The following is a 17,661-nucleotide window of genomic DNA, read 5'->3' as shown; positions in this document are numbered from 1 at the left end:
CGCCACAGGCTATGCCGCTCCGCGAACAATGGCCAGATCGAATAGCGCGCGCGACGGAGTGCCGACCCTATGCACCTTCGACACCGGCCCCCCGCCGCCCTATATGCGAGCCAATGGCCGATTCCTTCGATCTGGGCGAACCGCCGCAGCCCGCGGCCAAGGCCGCCCCCTATCGCGTGCTCGCGCGCAAATACCGTCCGCAGACCTTTTCCGAGCTGATCGGGCAGGATGCGATGGTCACCACGCTCGGCAATGCGATCAAGCGCGACCGGCTGGCGCATGCCTTCCTGATGACCGGCGTGCGCGGCGTCGGCAAGACCTCGACCGCGCGGCTGATCGCCAAGGCGCTCAATTGCGTCGGTCCCGACGGCACCGGCGGGCCGACGATCGATCCGTGCGGCGTCTGCGAACCGTGCCGCGCGATCGCCGAAGGCCGCCATATCGACGTCATCGAGATGGACGCCGCGAGCCATACCGGCGTCGACGACGTGCGCGAGATCATCGACGCGGCCCGCTATGCCGCGGTGTCGGCGCGGTACAAGATCTACATCGTGGACGAGGTCCACATGCTTTCCAAGAACGCCTTCAATGCGCTGTTGAAGACGCTCGAAGAGCCGCCCGCGCACGTCAAATTCCTGTTCGCCACCACCGAGGTGAACAAGGTGCCGATCACCGTGCTGTCGCGCTGCCAGCGCTTCGACCTGCGCCGCATCTCGGCGGAGCAGCTCGCCGCGCATTTCGCCTTCGTCTGTAGGCAAGAAGGCGTCGAGGCCGAACCCGAAGCGCTGATGCTGATCGCGCGTGCGGCGGAAGGCTCGGCGCGCGACGGCCTGTCGATCCTAGACCAGGGCATCGCCCATGCCGGGCTCGAAGGCGGCGGCGTGACCGCGGCGGCGGTGCGGCAGATGCTCGGCCTGTCCGATCGCGGCGCGGTACGCGACCTGCTCGCCCTCGTGCTCGCCGGCGATGCGGCGGGCGCCCTCGCCAGCCTGCGGCGGCAATATGATTACGGCGTCGATCCGCAGTCGGTGCTGCGCGCGATGCTCGAGAGCGTCCACGGCATCACGCTCGCCAAGGTCGGCACCGCCGAAGACCCGGCGCAGCCAGTCGAGGAGCGCAACGCGCGCGCCGAATGGGCGGAAAAGCTGTCCTTCCCTGCCCTGCACCGGCTCTGGCAACTCTTCCTCAAGGGGCATGACGAGGTCGCCAGGGCGGCACTGCCGATCGAGGCGGCGGAGATGGCGCTGCTGCGCGCGATCCACGCTTCGACCTTGCCCGATCCCGGCGAGCTGGCGAAGCAGATCGCCAGCGGCAAGCTCGGCGCGCTGGCGGCCCCTGCGGCGGCTGCCCCAGCAGCACCGGCCGCGCCGGTCGCTGCCGAACGGCCCGGCGCGCCTGCCGATTTTGAGGGCCTCGTCACCCTGCTTGAGGACAAGGGCCATTTCGCCGTCGCCGCGCAGCTCAGCCACGGCGCGCGCGTCGTCCGCTACGAGGCGCCCGAGCTGGTGCTCAGCGGATCGCGGCCGATGTCGGCGGATACGTTGCGCGACGTCGCAGAGGCGCTGAAGGCGGCGACCGGGCAGGTATGGAAGATCGTCTTGGAGGATGCGCCCGGCGCGCCTACCTTGCGCGAGAAGGCCAAGGCGGATGAAGAGGCGACACGGCAGGCGATCCTCGCCACGCCGCTGGTGAGGGCGGCCTTCGCGGCCTTTCCCGAGGCCGAACTGGAAGCCTGGCCGGGCAAACGGAGCAACGCATGAAGAATATCGACGAAATCCTCGCCATGGCGCAGAACGTCCAGAACGAGTTGCAGAAGGCGCAGGACCAGCTCGACACGATCGAGGTCGAGGGCGTCTCGGGCGGCGGCCTCGTCAAGGTCAAGGCGAGCGCCAAGGGCCGGATCATCAACATCGCGATCGACGATTCGCTGATCGAAGTGTCGGAAAAGCAGATGCTCGAGGATCTGCTCGCGGCGGCGTTCAACGACGCGCGGACCAAGGCGGACGCGGTGTCGGGCGCCGAAATGTCGAAGATGACCAGCGGCCTGCCCCTCCCGCCGGGCTTCAAACTGCCGTTCTGACCTTTCCTCACCAAAGACCGTCATCCCCGCGCAGGCGGGGATCCAGACGCGCGGATTTCTCTTGAGCCGCAACGCCAGCGTTTATGGATCCCCGCCTGCGCGGGGATGACGATGATTTGGGAGGAGCGGGAAGCCCCTTATCTCAAGCACCTATCCAGCCCGCTCCGCCGCACCACGCCGACGTAGCGCGACAGCGCGTTGCCGTGGCGGCGCACGAAGCCATGCGGGTCGATCGCCGCGCGCTTCTTGGGCAGCGGCAGCACCGCGGCGATCCGCCCCGCCTCGGTCGGCGACAGGTGCGACGCGTCGTGGTGGAAATAGCGCAGCGCCGCGGCATTGGCGCCATAGGTGCCGATCCCCGTCTCGGCGACGTTGAGATAGACCTCCATGATCCGCCGCTTGCCCCACAAGGTCTCGATCAGCACGGTGAAATAGGCCTCGAACGCCTTGCGGACATAGCCGCCGCCCTGGAACAGGAAGACGTTCTTCGCGGTCTGCTGGCTGATCGTCGAGCCACCGCGCAGCCGCTTGCCCTGCGCGTTGCTATAGGCGGCGCTGGCGATTCCCTTCCAGTCGAAGCCGTGATGCTCGCAGAAGCGCGCATCCTCGCCGGCGATCGCGGCGCGCGGCATGTCGGGGTCCATCTGCGACAGCGGCATCCAGTCCTTGGTGACGCTGCGCCCGCCGAGCAGGTCGCCCGCCATCGTCCAGGTGAACGGCGCCGGCACGAAGCGGTAGATGCCGACCCACAATATACTGATCGCGACGAAGACCAGACCGGCCTTGAACAGGAGGAGGAGGATGCGGATCATCCCCGCTCCTTACGGGGACGGCGCAGCCCCCTTCAAGTGGAGGATCGCGGCGGCGGCGGCGGTGCCGGTCCGATACGCGCCGTGCGCGGTGGAGAAATCGTGCGGCGAGCACGCCTCGCCGGCGAAGAACAGCCGGTCGTCGACCGGCGCGGCGAGGATCGCACGGGCGCCGGCCTGACCGACGCGGGCATGGCTGTAGCTGCCATGGATATACGCCTGCCCGCGCCAGTGCGTCGCGTGCAGCGGGACGAGCCGCTTGCGCCAATCCGCGCCGAGCAGACGGACCAGTTCCTCGATCGCGAAGTCGCTCGCGGCACGGCCGTCGGCCATCGCCTCGGCGCAGGCGCCGCCGAAGAAGCTCTCGACGATCGGCAGGCCGAAGGGCGACAGCCGGTGGCTCGCGGTGCAGGCGCTATGCGGATCGCCGATCAGATGCGCCTGCGCCGGCCATTCGGGGCGATCGACCGCGAGGAACACCTTGTCGGCAAGCCCCAGCGGCAGTCCCGCCGCAGCCTCTTGCTTCTCGGGCAGCGGCGGATCGAAGACGATCTCCGCATAAGCGGTGGTCGGGATGGCGAGGACGACGCGGTCGGCTGCGATCGTCCCGGCGGGGGTGTCGAGACGGATCGTCCGGCCGGCATGATCGATCCGCGTCACCGGCGTGTTCAGCCGCATCGGCACGTCGCCGGCGTGGTGGACGACCAGCGTGCCATAGCCCGCCGGCAACGCCCAATTGTCCTCGGTCGCCGCATCCTCATATGCCGCCCAATCGTGCAGCGAGACGCGGTCGAGCGGCGCACCATTGGCGTAGCCGGAGATCGCATCGATCATCGGCCGCCATGGCTCGTCCCCGGCGCTGACGAAGTCGGACAAGGGCCGGTCGGGACCGCCGAGCGCCGCATGGGCGGACTCGTCCCATCGTTCGTAAGCCGCGCGGAACGCCGCCTGTTCCTCCGGCGGATAGCCGAGGCCGCGCCATTGCACGCCCCAATTGGGCGACGAACGGTCGATCGTGACCCCCTCGCGCTCGGCGATCGCGGTCCATGGATTGCGTCCGGCGGAATGGAGCCAGCCGCAGCCGGCGTCGAGGACCGCCTCCCGGTCCGTTCGGGCTGAGCCTGTCGAAGCCCCGGTCTGCGGCGAAGACAGGCCCTTCGACAGGCTCAGGGCGAACGGGATAGGGGAAGCGGCGCGCTGCAAGTCCGACAGGCGGAGACTATGCGCTCGCCCGCCGAGCCGGTTCCCGGCCTCGACCAGCAGCACGTCCTCGCCGGCATCGCGGAGCCGCCGCGCCGCCGCAATACCGGCCGCACCGCCGCCAATCACGACGGTGCCGACCATCCTACGCCGCGAGCAGCCGCTTCTCGCCGGCGATGCGCATCATCGCCTTCTGGAGCTTCTCGAACGCGCGCACCTCGATCTGCCGGACGCGCTCGCGCGACACGCCATAGACCTGGCTCAGCTCTTCGAGCGTCTTCGGATCGTCGGTCAGTCGCCGCTCGGTCAGGATGTGCTTCTCGCGATCGTTGAGGTCGTCCATCGCCGACACGAGCATGCCGTGGCGGACGTCCGCCTCCTGCGCCTCGGCGACGACGCTGTCCTGCAACGGCGCGTCATCCTGCAGCCAATCCTGCCACTGGCCTTCGCCATCCTCGCGCATCGAGACGTTGAGCGACGTGTCGCCGCCCATCGCCATGCGGCGGTTCATGCTGATCACGTCGCTTTCGGCGACGCCGAGATCGGTGGCGATCTTGGTGATATGCTCGGGCCGCAGGTCGCCGTCCTCGAACGCATCGAGCTTCGACTTCATCCGCCGCAGGTTGAAGAACAATTTCTTCTGTGCCGCGGTGGTGCCCATCTTCACCAAGCTCCACGAGCGCAGGATATATTCCTGGATCGACGCGCGGATCCACCACATCGCATAGGTGGCGAGGCGGAAGCCGCGATCGGGCTCGAACTTCTTCACGCCCTGCATCAGGCCGATATTGCCCTCGGAGATCAGCTCCGACGTCGGCAGGCCATAGCCACGATAGCCCATCGCGATCTTGGCGACGAGCCGCAGGTGCGAGGTGACGAGCTGCGCCGCCGCATCGGTATCGCCATGCTCCTGGAAGCGCTTGGCGAGCATGAACTCCTGCTCGGGCGCGAGGATGGGAAATTTCTTGATCTCGGACAGGTAGCGGTTGAGGCTCTGCTCCCCGCCGAGGGCAGGAATCGTCGCGGGGACGTTGCTGCGGGCTGCCATGATCTGATCTCCCTTTCTTGCGGAGGCATTCGTCCCGCACTGCGGCGACGAACGGCTCGAACCTATACGTGAAGCTCGGTGAACAGTTCCTGCATATCGGCAGGCATAACGCTATCGAACGCCAAAGCGGTGGTTTTCACCGGATGGATGAACCCCAGATGCGCCGCATGCAAGGCCTGACGGCGGAAACCGAGGGTTTCGAGCAGCGCCTTTTGAGCTCCCTTTGTTCTACCATAGACCGGGTCGCCCAGCAAGGCGTGGCCGATCGACGCCATATGCACGCGGACCTGATGCGTCCGCCCCGTCTCCAGCCGGCATTCGACCAACGCCGCGTCGCGCAGCACCTGCATCGTGGTAAAATGCGTCACCGCACGCTTGCCGCCCTGGACGATCGCGATCTTCTTGCGGTTGGTCGCCGAGCGCGCGAGCGGTGCGTCGACCTTGCCCGCCGGCGGCCGCGGCACGCCGCCGACGATCGCGCGATAGCGGCGGTCGATACTGTGGTCGTGGAACTGGCGCGCCAGCCCCTCATGCGCACGGTCCGTCTTGGCGGCGACCATCAGCCCCGACGTGTCCTTGTCGATGCGATGGACGATCCCCGGCCGCGCGACGCCGCCGATCCCCGACAGCGAGCCCTGGCAATGATGGAGCAGCGCGTTGACCAGGGTTCCGTCGAGATTGCCCGCGGCGGGATGGACGACCAGCCCGGCGGGCTTGTCGATGACGATCAGATGCTCGTCCTCATAGGCGACGACGAGCGGGATATCCTGCGCTTCGTTATGCGGCAGCGTCGGCACCGGCACCGCGACCGCGAACGTGTCGCCCGCCGCCGCCTTCTTCGCGGCATCGCGGACCATTTGCCCGTCGCGGGTCACCGCGCCGCTGGCGATCAGCACCTTGAGCCGCTCGCGCGACAGCGTCGGCACCGCGTCGGCGAGCGCGCGATCCAGCCGCCAGCCGTTCGCCGCCGGTGCGATCGTCGCGTCGATGATGGAAACCCCCCGGTCCATGGGGTAGGGATGTGGGCATGACGGTGGCGATTACAAGCGATCTTGTCGGACAGATCCTGCGCGACGCCGCCGCTACGCCACAAGCCGAGGTCTGCGGCCTGCTGTTCGGCACCGCGACCGCGATCACCGCGATCCAGCCGTGCCGCAACGTCGCGGCCGATCCGGCTTGCTGGTTCGAGATCGACCCCGCCGCGCTGATCGCCGCGCATCGCGCGCAGCGCAGCGGCGGTCCGGCGATCGTCGGCCATTATCATTCGCACCCCAACGGCGATCCCCGCCCCTCCCCGCGCGACGCGGCGAGCGCCGCGCCGGACGGCGCCTTGTGGCTGATCGCCGCGGGTGGCGTGCTGCGCGGCTGGCGTGCCGGCGCTGGCGGTGCCGTCGAGGGACGGTTCGATCCCGTCGCGCTCGGCGACGACCCTTGCGCACCGGAGCCGGCTCGGCCACATCGGTCGTCGCTTTTTCGAGGAACCTGAATGTCCGTCAGCCCGGTCGATTTCGCCAGCCTGCTCTGTTCGCGGCTGTGCCATGACCTGCTCTCGCCGGTCGGCGCGCTCAACAACGGGCTGGAACTGCTGACCGACGAGACCGACGAGGAGATGCGCGCACGCGTCTTCCAGTTGCTCAGCGAGAGTGCCCGCGCCTCGGCCAACAAGCTCAAATTCTTCCGCCTCGCCTTCGGCGGCGCCGGCGGCTTCGGCGAGCAGGTCGACAGCCGCGAGGCGAAGGCGGCGATCGAGGGGCTGCTGATCGACAACAAGCGCACCACCTTCAACTGGTGGGTCGAGGCGGAGACGCTGCCCAAGGCGGCGCTCAAGGTGATGCTCAACCTGACGCTGATCGCCAGCGAATCGCTGGTGCGCGGCGGCACGCTCGACGTCGGCGGCGAGGAGAACAACGGCCAGCTCGAGATCGTCGTCAAGATCGAGGGGCCGCGCATCATCCTCGCGCCCGAATTGCGCACCGCGCTCAATCACGGCGAAGGCCCCGAGGGCGTCACCCCGCGCACCGCCGCGGCCTATCTCGTCCACAGCCTGGTGACGCAGGCCGGCGGCACGATCCAGATCAGCGAACCCACCGAGACGATCATGATCTTCGGCGCGGTGTTCCGCGGGAAGTAGGCGGGGGGCGCCGCTGATCTCCCAATGCGCGACCGCGGTCGCACAGGGCGATCACATCTGGCGACGGCGATGAGGCTCGATCAATATCCCCAAAGATCCGTCACCCCGGACTCGTTCTGGGGTCCACCGGGCCGCAAGAGCGCGATTTCGCCTCGAGCCTTTCTCCTCGCCGCAGGGTGGACCCCGGAACGAGTCCGGGGTGACGGGGTGGATTGGGAAAACGCGCGGCCGACCTGAACGCCCGATTTCGCGGCCAGAAAGTCTAGCGACGTCCAACCACCCCGATCAGTCCGCCAGCATCGCCTCCAACGCCGGGGTCAGGGTCTCGCCCCCGCCCTCCACCGCGATCCGCGCCGCGACGCCCTGCCCGGCCGCCAGCGCGCCACCCGCTTCCGGCCCGAGCACGGTCAGCGCGGTCGCCCAGGCATCCGCGCTCAGCGCGTCCGCCGCGATCACGCTCACCGACACCACGCCGTTATCCGTCGACCGCCCCGTCCGCGGATCGATCGTATGCCCACCGCGCCGATAATCCCCCGAGGTCGCCACCGCGAGCCCGTGCAGTGCGATGCGCAGCGGCGCGACATACGCCCCCGGCGGCGCCTCCAGATCGACCCACCACGGCTGGCCGTCCGGCCGCACCCCGCGCCCGACCAGTTCGCCCCCGATCTCGATCAGGGCATGGACGACACCGAGCCGTGCCAGCGTCGCCGCCACCGCATCGACCGCGAAGCCCTTGGCAATCCCCGACAGATCGAGCGCCACCCCGCCCGGCTGCGACAGCCGCCGATCGCCGGCGCTCCAGCCGAGCCGCCGCCAGCCGGAGGCGGCCCGCGCCGCGTCGAGCGCCGCCGCATCCGGCCCCGCCGCCACCGGCACCGGCCCGAAACCCCACAGGTCGACCAGCCGTCCGATCGCCGGGTCGAAGGCGCCGCCGGTCGCCGCGGCGATCGCCAGCCCGCGCGCCATGACCTCCGCAAAGTCGGGTGGCAGCACCATCGCGCTCCCCGCCGCCGCGCGATTGAAGCGCGACAGCAACGACGTAGGCAGCCAGTGGCTCATCTCCGCGACGATAGCGTCGAGCCGCGCGACCACCGCCGCGTGCACCGCGCTCGCGTCCAGCCCGGCCGGCAGGACGGCGCGCACGCTCCACCGCGTCCCCATCGTCTCGCCGCCGAGGTCGGTCACCACCGCCGCCGGATCGCACGCCGCGATCGCCGCCGCGGAGATCGCCGCGGGAAGCGCGATCCTCACCGCGCCGCCGTCACGGCGTCAGCACTTCCAGCGTCGTGACGTAGCTCATCCGTCGCTCGGTCGCGCGCGGCGTCGTGGTCTTCGCGTCCGTCGCGGTGGCGTTGAGCCAATACATGCCCGCCGCCGGCCAGGTCACGCTGACCACGCCATCGGCGCCGGTGGTCAGGGTCATGGCGTTTTCGTCGTTGCGATAGCGCTTGCCGCCCGGAATGACGGTGACCTTGAGCCCCGCCGCCGGCTTGCCGTCGATCAGGAACCGGAATTTCGCCGCCTCGCCAGCGATCAGCTCGTCCGGATGCGTCACCGGCGCGAATTCGAGGCCCTTGCCAGTCGGCGCGAACACCGTCGTCGTCGGTGCGCCTGCGGTCAGGAACACCTCGTTGCGCGACGACATCTCGATGAGCTTTACGTCGGTCGCATTGGCCGGGATGTCGGCGACGGTCAGCGGCGCCGGCTGGCCGGGACGCGGCGGGCCGCCGCGACCGCCGACTCGCTTCTCGACGCCGTCGACCTTGAAGCTGCCCATCACCCCCGACATGGCGGTGCCGACCTTCCACGTCCCCGGCTTGTCGAGCTGGACGTCGAATACCGAGCGATAGCGCCCGGTCGCGCCATTCTGGAGCTGCCCCGGCGTACCGTCGGGCTGCCAGACCTTCATCCCGTCGAGCCGCAGCGGCTGGTGATCAAAGAAGAACAGGTCGTTCGACACCGCGGCGTCGATCGTCACCCAGCTGTCGGTGCCGGAAAAGACCGTGCCCGACGGCAGCAGCCACATGCGATGCGCGGAGAGCATCGCCGGCGTGGCGAGCAGCGCCGCGGCGGCGAGCAGGCGGACGGTGAAGGGCTTCATGATATGCGCTCCTTTCAGCGGGCGGAGACGGTGACGGCGCCGAGCTCGGTCTTGCCCGATCCGCGCGCGCTGGGATTGGGGACGGTCAGCGGCAGCGTCACCAGCTCGCGCCCGCCGGTCTCGCGCGCCGCCTCGACGGTGAGTACATAGGCGCCGGGCTTCAGCCCGTCGGGCAGCTTGACGCTATACTGGCCGGGCGCGCGCGTCGCGCCGCTGATGCCGTCGGCGGGGACGGTCATCGACCGCCCGCCTTTGCGCCACCAGGCGCGCAGGTCGGCGAGATATTTGGTGCCCGCATCCTTGCCGGTCTTCTTGGTCTCGTACCACAGGGCCACCGTCCGCGCCGCGCCGCCGCCGGCGGGCTCCAGCCAGATCGCGACATAGGGCCGGTGATATTCGGCGACGTCCTGTTTGGGGATCGTCACGGTGACGGTCGCGGCACCCGCCGGCGCGGCGATCACGCCGCCGAGCAGGGCAAAGGTCGTTGGGCGCATGGTTCGTTCCCCTTTCAAATCAATCAATTCTCGTCGGGTATCGGCGTCACGGCATCAGTGGATGAAGACGAGGATCAGCACGACCGGGACGATCACGCCGAGCGCGACGATCGGCCAGGTCGCCGGCCGGTGCTTGCCGTGCATCTGCAGCAGCAGCAGTCCGGTCAGCGTGAACAGGATGCAGGCGACCGCGAACACGTCGAGGAACCAGCCCCACGCTGCTCCGGCATTGCGGCCTTTGTGCAGGTCGTTGAGATAGGCGATCCAGCCGCGACTGGTCACCTCGGCGGTGATCCTGCCGTTCGTCCGGTCGATACTGACCCAGGCGTCGCCGCCGGGCCGCGGCAGCGCGACATAGACGTCGCTGTCCGACCATTCGCCCGGCTTGCCCGCCGCATCGAGCTCCACCGCGCGCGCCACCGCCGCCGCGACCCGCGGCGGCAAGGCCGCATCGGCCGCCGCCGGTGCCTGGAGGTCGCGCAGCAACGGCGGCGGCAGCGTGCCCGCCCGGTCGGTCACCACCGGCGTCGCGCCGATCGACGCGGCATGGTTGAGCGTGATCCCGGTCGCCGCGAACAGCAGCATGCCGACCAGCGACACCGCCGCACTCATCCAGTGCCAGCTGTGCAATTGCTTGAGCCACCAGCCGCGCCATTTGCGCTTGGCCTGACGTGCCGGAGCGGCGGAAACGGATCGGACGGTGCTCACCGCTCCCGGCTAGCGGGCAAAGCCGCATATTTCAACCGTCTTGCGAATGAGTATCATCCGCATGGCCCACCCTGTGCTTGCCCTGCCCTACCGACAGGCGGTAACCGCCGCGCACGCCTTACCGGAGCCTGCCCCATGAAGACCCGCGCCGCCGTCGCCTTCGAAGCCAAGAAGCCGCTCGAGATCGTCGAACTTGACCTCGAAGGGCCGAAGCCCGGCGAAGTGCTGGTCGAGATCATGGCGACCGGCATCTGTCACACCGACGCCTATACGCTCGACGGGCTCGACAGCGAGGGGCTGTTCCCCAGCGTGCTCGGCCACGAGGGCGCCGGCATCGTCCGCGAGGTCGGTGCGGGCGTGACCAGCGTCGCGGTCGGCGATCACGTCATCCCGCTCTACACGCCCGAATGCCGCCAGTGTAAGTCGTGCCTCAGCCAGAAGACCAATCTGTGCACCGCGATCCGCGCGACGCAGGGCAAGGGGCTGATGCCCGACGGCACCACCCGGTTCAGCTACAAGGGCCAGCCGATCTTCCATTACATGGGCTGCTCGACCTTCTCGAACTTCACCGTGCTGCCCGAGATCGCGGTCGCGAAGATCCGCCCCGATGCGCCGTTCGACACGAGCTGCTACGTCGGCTGCGGCGTCACCACCGGGGTGGGCGCGGTCGTCCACACCGCCAAGGTGCAGCCGGGCGACACCGTCGTCGTCTTCGGCCTCGGCGGCATCGGCCTCAACGTCATCCAGGGCGCGAAGCTCGCCGGCGCGAAGATGATCGTCGGCGTCGACATCAACCCCGACCGCGAGGACTGGGGCCGCCGCTTCGGCATGACCCATTTCGCCAATCCCAAGCAGGTCGGCGACATCGTCGCGCATATCGTCCAGCTCACCGACGGCGGCGCCGATTACAGCTTCGACGCGACCGGCAACACCGACGTGATGCGCCAGGCACTGGAATGCTGCCACCGCGGCTGGGGCACGTCGATCGTCATCGGCGTCGCCGAGGCGGGCAAGGAAATCAGCACGCGCCCCTTCCAGCTCGTCACCGGGCGCAACTGGCGCGGCACCGCCTTCGGCGGCGCGCGCGGGCGGACCGATACGCCGAAGATCGTCGACTGGTATATGGACGGGATGATCCAGATCGATCCGATGATCACGCATCGCCTGACGCTCGACGAGATCAACAAGGGCTTCGACCTGATGCATGCCGGCGAAAGCATCCGCAGCGTCGTGATCTACTGACCCGCGCATTCGGCACTTAAAGGACAAACCAGATGTTTTCCCACGTCATGCTCGGCACCGACGATATGGCTGCCTCGAAAGCCTTCTACGACGCAGCGCTCGGCGCGCTCGGCGCGCCTGCCGGGATCAGCGATCCCAAGGGCCGCACCGCCTATATGCATGCCGGTGGCCGGTTGCTGCTGAGCAAGCCGATCAACGGCGAGCCCGCCTGCCATGCCAATGGCGGCACGATCGGCTTCGCCGCCGGCTCACCCGAGGCGGTCGAGGCATGGCATGCCGCCGGCCTCGCCAATGGCGGCACCGCGATCGAGGATGCGCCCGGCCCGCGCGAATCGCCCTTCGGCAAGCTCTATCTCGCCTATCTGCGTGATCCCGCCGGCAACAAGGTCTGCGCCGTCCATCGCATGGCGGCCTGAGCGATGACGTTCGAAACCGTCTCGACCGCCAGGGCCTTCGGCGGCACGCAGGGCGTCTACCGCCACGACTCGACCGCGACCGGCACGCCGATGACGTTTTCGGTCTACGTACCGCCGCATGACGAAGGGCAGAGGCTGCCGGTCGTCTGGTATTTGTCGGGACTGACCTGCACCCACGCCAACGTCACCGACAAGGGCGAATACCGCCGCGCCTGCGCCGACCTCGGACTGATCTTCGTCGCGCCCGACACCTCGCCGCGCGGCGAGGGGGTCGCGGACGATCCCGCCTATGACATGGGTCAGGGCGCGGGCTTCTACGTCGATGCGACGCAGGAACCGTGGGCGCCGCATTTCCGGATGTGGTCCTATGTCACCGAGGAGCTGCCGGCGCTGATCGCCGCGCATTTACCCGCCGACATGGATCGCCAGTCGATCATGGGCCATTCGATGGGCGGCCACGGCGCGCTGACCATCGGCCTGACCTTGCCCGAGCGGTTCAGGGCGGTCTCCGCCTTCGCGCCGATCGTCGCGCCGAGCCAAGTGCCGTGGGGCGAGAAGGCGCTCGGTGGCTATCTCGGCGATGATCGCGCATCGTGGCGCCGCCACGATGCGGTCGCGCTGATCGAGGACGGTGCGCGCGTGCCCGCGCTGCTCGTCGATCAGGGCGATGCCGATCAGTTCCTCGAAGAACAGCTCAAGCCGCAGTTGCTGGCGACGGCATGTGAAGCGGCGGGCATCGACCTGACGCTGCGCATGCAGCCGGGCTACGACCACAGCTATTACTTCATCTCGACCTTCATGGCCGACCACCTCGCTTGGCACGCCGAGCGGTTGAGGTAACGCGGCGAAGCACCCCGTCCTCACCCTTCCCACCCGGCTGCGCCGGGCGGGCCCCTTCCCTCTCCCGCCGGGAGAGGGAGAGACGGCGAAGCCGGCGATGGGTGAGGACGATGTCGGCGTGGAGAGGTTATCCGTTCAGCATCTTCTCCGCACTCGTCTTCACGAATTCGGCGATCGGGCCGGACATCATCGCCAGCATCATCGGCACCTTGACCGTGCCGCTGACGTTGCCCTCGCCCACCGCCATGTCGACCGCGACCTTCTGTCCCATCGCGACGATCGCCAGCGCGAGCGCATCCGCCCCGGTCCAGTCGGCATCGACCGTGCCGCCGCCGGGAATATGCTGCGCCAGTTTGGGCAGCCCCGCCTCGATCCGCCGCCGCGCTTCCGCGCGACCGAGGCTGTGGGGAATGTCGAACGGAATCGCGGCCATCATCGTCTCCAGAAATCAAGTGCCGCGCGCCCTGCCCGTGTCCGCCGTACAGCGTCAACCGATCACCACAGGTGACGAACCCGCCCCGCCCCGCTAAGGCCCCGCGCATGACCGAGATCACGCCCCAGATCGTCGCCGACCACGGCCTGTCCACGGAAGAATATGAGCGCGTCCTGCACGCGCTGGGCCGCGAGCCCAATCTCGTCGAGCTCGGCATCTTTTCGGTGATGTGGTCCGAGCATTGCAGCTACAAGTCGAGTCGCATCCACCTCAAGAAGCTCCCCACCGAAGGCCCGCAGGTGATCTGCGGCCCCGGCGAGAATGCCGGCGTGATCGACATCGGCGACGGCCAGGCCGCGATCTTCAAGATGGAGAGCCACAACCACCCGTCGTATATCGAGCCCTATCAGGGCGCGGCGACCGGCGTCGGCGGCATCCTGCGCGACGTCTTCACGATGGGCGCGCGGCCGGTCGCCAATATGAACGCGCTGCGCTTCGGCTCGCCGACGCACCCCAAGATGCGCCATCTGATCGCCGGCGTCGTCCACGGCATCGGCGGCTACGGCAATTGCGTCGGCGTCCCGACGGTCGGCGGCGAGGTCAATTTCCACCCCGCCTATGACGGCAACATCCTCGTCAACGCGATGACCGTCGGCGTCGCCGATCAGGACAAGATCTTCTATTCGGCCGCCAGCGGCATCGGCAATCCGATCGTCTACGTCGGCAGCAAGACCGGCCGCGACGGCATCCACGGCGCGACGATGGCGTCGGCCGATTTCGGCGAGGACGCCGACGCCAAGCGCCCGACCGTACAGGTCGGCGATCCCTTCACCGAAAAGCTGCTGATCGAGGCATGCCTCGAACTGATGGCGACCGACGTGATCGTCGCGATTCAGGACATGGGCGCCGCCGGCCTCACCTCCTCCTCGGTCGAGATGGCGTCGAAGGGCGGCGTCGGCATCGAGCTGGTGATGGACGACGTCCCCCAGCGCGAAACCGGAATGACGCCGTACGAGATGATGCTCTCCGAATCGCAGGAGCGCATGCTGATGGTTCTCAAGCCCGGCCGCGAGGCCGAGGCGGAGACGATCTTCCGCAAATGGGAGCTCGACTTCGCGGTCATCGGTCGCGTCACCGACACCGGCCGCATGGTGCTGACCTTCAAGGGCGAAACCGTCTGCGACATCCCGCTCGGCCCGCTCGCCGACGAGGCGCCGCTGTACGATCGTCCGCACGTCCCGACGCCCAAGCCCGCGCCGCTGGCCAACGTGCCGGAAAGCAAGGACATCGCTGCCGACCTGCTGACGCTGATGGGCTCGCCCGACGTCGCCAGCCGCCGCTGGATCTGGGAGCAATACGATCACATGGTCGGCGCCGACACGGTGCAGGCCCCCGGCGGCGACTCCGCCGTCGTCCGCGTCCACGGCACCGACAAGGCGCTGGCGATCACCACCGATTGCACCCCGCGCTATTGCTTCGCCGACCCGGTCGAAGGCGGCAAGCAGGCGGTCGCCGAGGCGTGGCGCAACCTCACCGCGGTCGGCGCGACGCCGCTCGCGATCACCAACTGCCTCAACTTCGCCAATCCGCAGCGGCCCGAGATCATGGGCCAGATCGTCGGCTGTCTCGACGGCATGGCGCAGGCGTGCCGCGCGCTCGACTTCCCGATCGTCTCGGGCAACGTCAGCCTCTACAACGAATCGAAGGCGACCGGTGGCGGCAGCGCGATCCTGCCGACCCCGGCGATCGGCGGCGTCGGCCTGCTCAAGGACTGGACCAAAAACGCGACGATCGCCTTCAAGGGCACCGGCGACATCATCCTGACCGTCGGCAAGCGCGGCGGCCATCTCGGCCAGTCGCTCTATTTGCGCGAATGCCACGGCCGCGAGGAAGGCCCGCCGCCGCCGGTCGATCTCGCCGCCGAGCGCAAGGCCGGCGACCTGATCCGGACGGCGATCGCCGACGGCCAGCTCTCCGCCGTCCACGACGTCTCCGACGGTGGCATCGCGGTGACGCTCGCCGAGATGGCGCTCGCGGGCAACATCGGCGCGATGATCGACCGCAAGCAGCCGTTCGACTGCGCCCGCGCCTTCTTCGCCGAGGATCAGGGCGTCTACGTCGTCACCGTGCATGATCATGCACTGCTCGACTTCCTCGGCGCCGCGCACGCCGCCGGCGTCGAAGCCGAACCGCTCGGCCGCACCGGCGGCAAGCGCCTGATCTTCGAACGCCCCGACCGCGACGACGTCGTCACGATCGAGGCGCTGCGCAGCGCCCACGAGGGCTTCTTCCCGAAACTGATGGGTACCGCTTCGGCGCTGGCTTGAGCTTCTGGTTCCTCCCCCGCCAGGGCAGGCTATCGCATATGTCTGCGGTGATGAGGTTCGACCGGTTTTCCTCACTGGATTCGTCACCCCGGACTCGTTCCGGGGTCCACCGGACCGCAAGAGAACGGTATCGAATCAAGCCTTTCTCCTCACCGCAGAGTGGACCCCGGAACAAGTCCGGGGTGACGGGGTGGGCTTGAAAGACGCCAGGCTCGCACAAGCGTCCATATGCGATAGCCCTCCCCCTCCGTCATTCGGCTAACGCCGAACGGTCCCCCTCCCCTGGCGGGGGAGGATTTTCGCAGTTGCGACGAACCGTGCGTCAGCGACTGCGAATTAGTCGCAAATCCACTTGCGAACGTCTCGCAGTATCCGCATACAGGCGGCGAAGCGAGGAGCATCCATGGTTGTCTGCGTTTGCAATGCCATACGAGAATCCCAGGTCCGTGCCGCCGCGCGCAGCGGCTGTCAGACGGCCTGCCAGGCCTATCAATCGCTCGGCTGCCGGGCGAAATGCGGCCAGTGCGCCGTGGTAGCGAGAGCCATTATCGACACCGAACGCGCTGCTGCCTAACGTTCGCAACGTAAAAAACGGCAGATTTCTGCGGTTTTTTGCTTGCAGCCCTACCCTTCCGAAGCCTAGATCGTCTGCAACACGGACAATCTAGGGTAGACATATGGCGATCAAGGGCGACCCGCGGGTCATCGAATATCTCAACGAAGCGCTCAAGAACGAGCTGACCGCGATCAACCAATATTGGCTGCACTATCGCGTCCTCGACCATTGGGGCGTCTACAAGCTCGCCCAGTATGAGCGGATGGAATCGATCGACGAGATGAAGCACGCCGACTGGCTGTCGGAGCGCATCCTCTTCCTCGACGGCCTGCCCAATTTCCAGCTGCTCGGCCGGCTGCGCATCGGCGAGACGGTGGAGGAGATCCTCCGCGCCGATCTCGCGATGGAAGAAGAAGCCGTCGTCCAGCTCAAGGGCGCGATCGCGTATTGCGAGGAGGTCAAGGACTTCATCAGCCGCGACCTGTTCACGCGGATCCTCGCCAGCGAGGAAGAACATGTCGACACGCTCGAGCGCCAGTTCGAGATGATCGAGCGGATGGGTATCCACAATTACGTGCAGCTCAACTCGATCAGCGAGCATGATTCGCCGAAAGCCGGCGCTGCGCCGCATCTCAACGGCTGATCCCCAATGCAAAACGGCCCCGCGTGATCGCGGGGCCGTCGAACGTTCAGCTTAGCGGCACTTGACCTTGCCGCGATCGACCGACCGGCCGAGCAACGCGCCACCGCCGGCGCCGAGCAGCGTGCCCAGCGTGCCGCCGCCGACGAGGTTGCCGAGCACGCCGCCGCCGACCGCACCGACCACCAGGCCCGTCGTGCCGTCGTTGCGCTTGCAATAGGCGCGGCCGTCGCGGCCACGATAGATCCGGTCGTCGCGGCCGAGACGGCGCTCGCGATAGCGGCCGTCGCGATAGGAATTGGCGGGGTCCCAGTTGCCGTCATTGTCGCCCTGCCAGCGATTGTCGCGCCGCTGATCCTGATACCGATCACCGCGCTGCGCGGAGGCCGGCTCCATGGCGATCGGCGATACCATCGCCACGGTCGCCAGTACGGCTAGAAATCCGGTCTTCATCGCTGCTCTCCTGAAAGATAGCGTGATAACCGGGCCGGCGGGCAATGGTTGCACCAGCCCCTTGATATGGCTCAATTCGCTTTGCGGTCCGTGGTCTTCACCAGCCACGGCTTGACCAGCCCCGTGGGATGGGCCGTGCCGGTCAGCCGGCGTGCGGCGACCAGCCGGATCGGCTTCAACAGC

At 68.1% G+C, this 17,661-nt stretch carries 20 protein-coding genes; 10 read left to right on the top strand and 10 right to left on the bottom strand.

Translation table 11 applies throughout. From position 1 onward, the window contains the following. Nucleotides 1-113: 113 nt before the first annotated feature. Nucleotides 114-1,760, top strand: coding sequence for a DNA polymerase III subunit gamma/tau (locus FFS23_RS13645; protein WP_137899025.1), 1,647 nt, complete (start codon nucleotides 114-116; stop codon nucleotides 1,758-1,760). Beyond that, complete coding sequence (locus FFS23_RS13640) at nucleotides 1,757-2,080, top strand: YbaB/EbfC family nucleoid-associated protein (RefSeq protein WP_038660987.1); 324 nt, start codon at nucleotides 1,757-1,759, stop codon at nucleotides 2,078-2,080. The genes FFS23_RS13645 and FFS23_RS13640 overlap by 4 nt, the downstream gene beginning before the upstream one ends. A gap of 137 nt (nucleotides 2,081-2,217) precedes the next feature. Here the strand turns inward: FFS23_RS13640 and mtgA are convergent, their stop codons facing one another. The 4 genes from mtgA to FFS23_RS13620 form a co-directional block, all read right to left on the bottom strand. Further along, nucleotides 2,218-2,892: a monofunctional biosynthetic peptidoglycan transglycosylase gene (mtgA, locus tag FFS23_RS13635; RefSeq protein ID WP_137899024.1), complete on the bottom strand. Its 675-nt coding sequence runs from the start codon at nucleotides 2,890-2,892 to the stop codon at nucleotides 2,218-2,220. A gap of 9 nt (nucleotides 2,893-2,901) precedes the next feature. Further along, nucleotides 2,902-4,233, bottom strand: a complete 1,332-nt coding sequence (locus tag FFS23_RS13630) for a flavin monoamine oxidase family protein (RefSeq protein WP_137899023.1) — start codon at nucleotides 4,231-4,233, stop codon at nucleotides 2,902-2,904. A 1-nt stretch (nucleotide 4,234) separates the two neighbouring features. Next, a complete protein-coding gene (gene rpoH, locus FFS23_RS13625; protein ID WP_038660996.1) occupies nucleotides 4,235-5,137 on the bottom strand; it encodes an RNA polymerase sigma factor RpoH in 903 nt (300 codons plus the stop codon). A gap of 62 nt (nucleotides 5,138-5,199) precedes the next feature. Next, nucleotides 5,200-6,147, bottom strand: coding sequence for an RluA family pseudouridine synthase (locus tag FFS23_RS13620; RefSeq protein WP_137899022.1), 948 nt, complete (start codon nucleotides 6,145-6,147; stop codon nucleotides 5,200-5,202). A gap of 17 nt (nucleotides 6,148-6,164) precedes the next feature. Between FFS23_RS13620 and FFS23_RS13615 the strand changes: the two genes are divergently transcribed. Both FFS23_RS13615 and FFS23_RS13610 read left to right on the top strand, forming a co-directional pair. Beyond that, entirely contained in the window at nucleotides 6,165-6,623 is a 459-nt protein-coding gene (locus FFS23_RS13615) for a M67 family metallopeptidase (RefSeq protein WP_052075545.1), read from the top strand. Further along, nucleotides 6,624-7,268: a histidine phosphotransferase family protein gene (locus FFS23_RS13610; RefSeq protein ID WP_038661000.1), complete on the top strand. Its 645-nt coding sequence runs from the start codon at nucleotides 6,624-6,626 to the stop codon at nucleotides 7,266-7,268. 285 nt (nucleotides 7,269-7,553) lie between these two features. Here the strand turns inward: FFS23_RS13610 and FFS23_RS13605 are convergent, their stop codons facing one another. Genes FFS23_RS13605 through FFS23_RS13590 form a run of 4 tightly spaced genes read right to left on the bottom strand, consistent with a single transcriptional unit; the run spans nucleotide 7,554 to nucleotide 10,571 of the window. Next, nucleotides 7,554-8,519, bottom strand: a complete 966-nt coding sequence (locus FFS23_RS13605; protein ID WP_349303962.1) for an FAD:protein FMN transferase — start codon at nucleotides 8,517-8,519, stop codon at nucleotides 7,554-7,556. Between the two features lie 10 nt (nucleotides 8,520-8,529). After that, nucleotides 8,530-9,369 (bottom strand): DUF4198 domain-containing protein, encoded by an 840-nt coding sequence (locus FFS23_RS13600; protein ID WP_137899021.1) that lies wholly within the window; start codon nucleotides 9,367-9,369, stop codon nucleotides 8,530-8,532. 14 nt (nucleotides 9,370-9,383) lie between these two features. After that, nucleotides 9,384-9,863, bottom strand: coding sequence for a DUF2271 domain-containing protein (locus tag FFS23_RS13595; protein WP_038661005.1), 480 nt, complete (start codon nucleotides 9,861-9,863; stop codon nucleotides 9,384-9,386). A 54-nt stretch (nucleotides 9,864-9,917) separates the two neighbouring features. Beyond that, nucleotides 9,918-10,571 (bottom strand): PepSY-associated TM helix domain-containing protein, encoded by a 654-nt coding sequence (locus FFS23_RS13590; RefSeq protein ID WP_137899020.1) that lies wholly within the window; start codon nucleotides 10,569-10,571, stop codon nucleotides 9,918-9,920. Between the two features lie 135 nt (nucleotides 10,572-10,706). Here FFS23_RS13590 and FFS23_RS13585 point away from each other — a divergent pair, with 135 nt between their 5' ends. The 3 genes from FFS23_RS13585 to fghA are packed head-to-tail and all read left to right on the top strand — an operon-like array spanning nucleotide 10,707 to nucleotide 13,069. Then, on the top strand, nucleotides 10,707-11,813 hold the full coding sequence (locus FFS23_RS13585; protein WP_137899019.1) for an S-(hydroxymethyl)glutathione dehydrogenase/class III alcohol dehydrogenase: 1,107 nt from the start codon (nucleotides 10,707-10,709) through the stop codon (nucleotides 11,811-11,813). Nucleotides 11,814-11,845: 32 nt separating this feature from the next. Next, a complete protein-coding gene (locus FFS23_RS13580; protein ID WP_137899018.1) occupies nucleotides 11,846-12,229 on the top strand; it encodes a VOC family protein in 384 nt (127 codons plus the stop codon). A 3-nt stretch (nucleotides 12,230-12,232) separates the two neighbouring features. Next, complete coding sequence (gene fghA, locus FFS23_RS13575) at nucleotides 12,233-13,069, top strand: S-formylglutathione hydrolase (protein WP_137899017.1); 837 nt, start codon at nucleotides 12,233-12,235, stop codon at nucleotides 13,067-13,069. Nucleotides 13,070-13,196: 127 nt separating this feature from the next. Here fghA and FFS23_RS13570 read toward each other — a convergent pair whose 3' ends face one another. Then, nucleotides 13,197-13,505 (bottom strand): polyhydroxyalkanoic acid system family protein, encoded by a 309-nt coding sequence (locus FFS23_RS13570; protein WP_249340681.1) that lies wholly within the window; start codon nucleotides 13,503-13,505, stop codon nucleotides 13,197-13,199. A 104-nt stretch (nucleotides 13,506-13,609) separates the two neighbouring features. Here FFS23_RS13570 and purL point away from each other — a divergent pair, with 104 nt between their 5' ends. The 3 genes from purL to bfr all read left to right on the top strand — a co-directional run bounded on the left by purL (nucleotide 13,610) and on the right by bfr (nucleotide 17,028). Further along, on the top strand, nucleotides 13,610-15,829 hold the full coding sequence (gene purL / locus FFS23_RS13565) for a phosphoribosylformylglycinamidine synthase subunit PurL (protein ID WP_137899016.1): 2,220 nt from the start codon (nucleotides 13,610-13,612) through the stop codon (nucleotides 15,827-15,829). 403 nt (nucleotides 15,830-16,232) lie between these two features. Then, the gene (locus tag FFS23_RS20520) at nucleotides 16,233-16,403 is read left to right on the top strand and encodes a (2Fe-2S)-binding protein (protein WP_137899015.1); all 171 of its coding nucleotides are present in this window, start codon (nucleotides 16,233-16,235) and stop codon (nucleotides 16,401-16,403) included. Between the two features lie 109 nt (nucleotides 16,404-16,512). Continuing rightward, complete coding sequence (gene bfr, locus FFS23_RS13555; protein ID WP_052075790.1) at nucleotides 16,513-17,028, top strand: bacterioferritin; 516 nt, start codon at nucleotides 16,513-16,515, stop codon at nucleotides 17,026-17,028. 51 nt (nucleotides 17,029-17,079) lie between these two features. Here the strand turns inward: bfr and FFS23_RS13550 are convergent, their stop codons facing one another. After that, nucleotides 17,080-17,478 (bottom strand): glycine zipper 2TM domain-containing protein, encoded by a 399-nt coding sequence (locus FFS23_RS13550; RefSeq protein WP_038661030.1) that lies wholly within the window; start codon nucleotides 17,476-17,478, stop codon nucleotides 17,080-17,082. Nucleotides 17,479-17,661 lie beyond the last annotated feature (183 nt).

The sequence above is a fragment of the Sphingomonas sp. 2SG genome, from assembly GCF_005503285.1.
Lineage (GTDB): Bacteria > Pseudomonadota > Alphaproteobacteria > Sphingomonadales > Sphingomonadaceae > Sphingomonas > Sphingomonas taxi.
Note: the sequence above shows the minus strand (reverse complement) of the source record. Positions and strands in the feature narration are given on the sequence as shown.

What these genes read in the sequence shown, in the direction of transcription:
- FFS23_RS13645 (WP_137899025.1), top strand. Translation starts at nt 114, where the DNA reads ATGGCCGATTCCTTCGATCTGGGCGAACCGCCGCAGCCCGCGGCCAAG.
- FFS23_RS13640 (WP_038660987.1), top strand. Translation starts at nt 1,757, where the DNA reads ATGAAGAATATCGACGAAATCCTCGCCATGGCGCAGAACGTCCAGAAC.
- mtgA (WP_137899024.1), bottom strand. Translation starts at nt 2,892, where the DNA reads ATGATCCGCATCCTCCTCCTCCTGTTCAAGGCCGGTCTGGTCTTCGTC.
- FFS23_RS13630 (WP_137899023.1), bottom strand. Translation starts at nt 4,233, where the DNA reads ATGGTCGGCACCGTCGTGATTGGCGGCGGTGCGGCCGGTATTGCGGCG.
- rpoH (WP_038660996.1), bottom strand. Translation starts at nt 5,137, where the DNA reads ATGGCAGCCCGCAGCAACGTCCCCGCGACGATTCCTGCCCTCGGCGGG.
- FFS23_RS13620 (WP_137899022.1), bottom strand. Translation starts at nt 6,147, where the DNA reads ATGGACCGGGGGGTTTCCATCATCGACGCGACGATCGCACCGGCGGCG.
- FFS23_RS13615 (WP_052075545.1), top strand. Translation starts at nt 6,165, where the DNA reads ATGACGGTGGCGATTACAAGCGATCTTGTCGGACAGATCCTGCGCGAC.
- FFS23_RS13610 (WP_038661000.1), top strand. Translation starts at nt 6,624, where the DNA reads ATGTCCGTCAGCCCGGTCGATTTCGCCAGCCTGCTCTGTTCGCGGCTG.
- FFS23_RS13600 (WP_137899021.1), bottom strand. Translation starts at nt 9,369, where the DNA reads ATGAAGCCCTTCACCGTCCGCCTGCTCGCCGCCGCGGCGCTGCTCGCC.
- FFS23_RS13595 (WP_038661005.1), bottom strand. Translation starts at nt 9,863, where the DNA reads ATGCGCCCAACGACCTTTGCCCTGCTCGGCGGCGTGATCGCCGCGCCG.
- FFS23_RS13585 (WP_137899019.1), top strand. Translation starts at nt 10,707, where the DNA reads ATGAAGACCCGCGCCGCCGTCGCCTTCGAAGCCAAGAAGCCGCTCGAG.
- FFS23_RS13580 (WP_137899018.1), top strand. Translation starts at nt 11,846, where the DNA reads ATGTTTTCCCACGTCATGCTCGGCACCGACGATATGGCTGCCTCGAAA.
- fghA (WP_137899017.1), top strand. Translation starts at nt 12,233, where the DNA reads ATGACGTTCGAAACCGTCTCGACCGCCAGGGCCTTCGGCGGCACGCAG.
- FFS23_RS13570 (WP_249340681.1), bottom strand. Translation starts at nt 13,505, where the DNA reads ATGATGGCCGCGATTCCGTTCGACATTCCCCACAGCCTCGGTCGCGCG.
- purL (WP_137899016.1), top strand. Translation starts at nt 13,610, where the DNA reads ATGACCGAGATCACGCCCCAGATCGTCGCCGACCACGGCCTGTCCACG.
- FFS23_RS20520 (WP_137899015.1), top strand. Translation starts at nt 16,233, where the DNA reads ATGGTTGTCTGCGTTTGCAATGCCATACGAGAATCCCAGGTCCGTGCC.
- FFS23_RS13550 (WP_038661030.1), bottom strand. Translation starts at nt 17,478, where the DNA reads ATGAAGACCGGATTTCTAGCCGTACTGGCGACCGTGGCGATGGTATCG.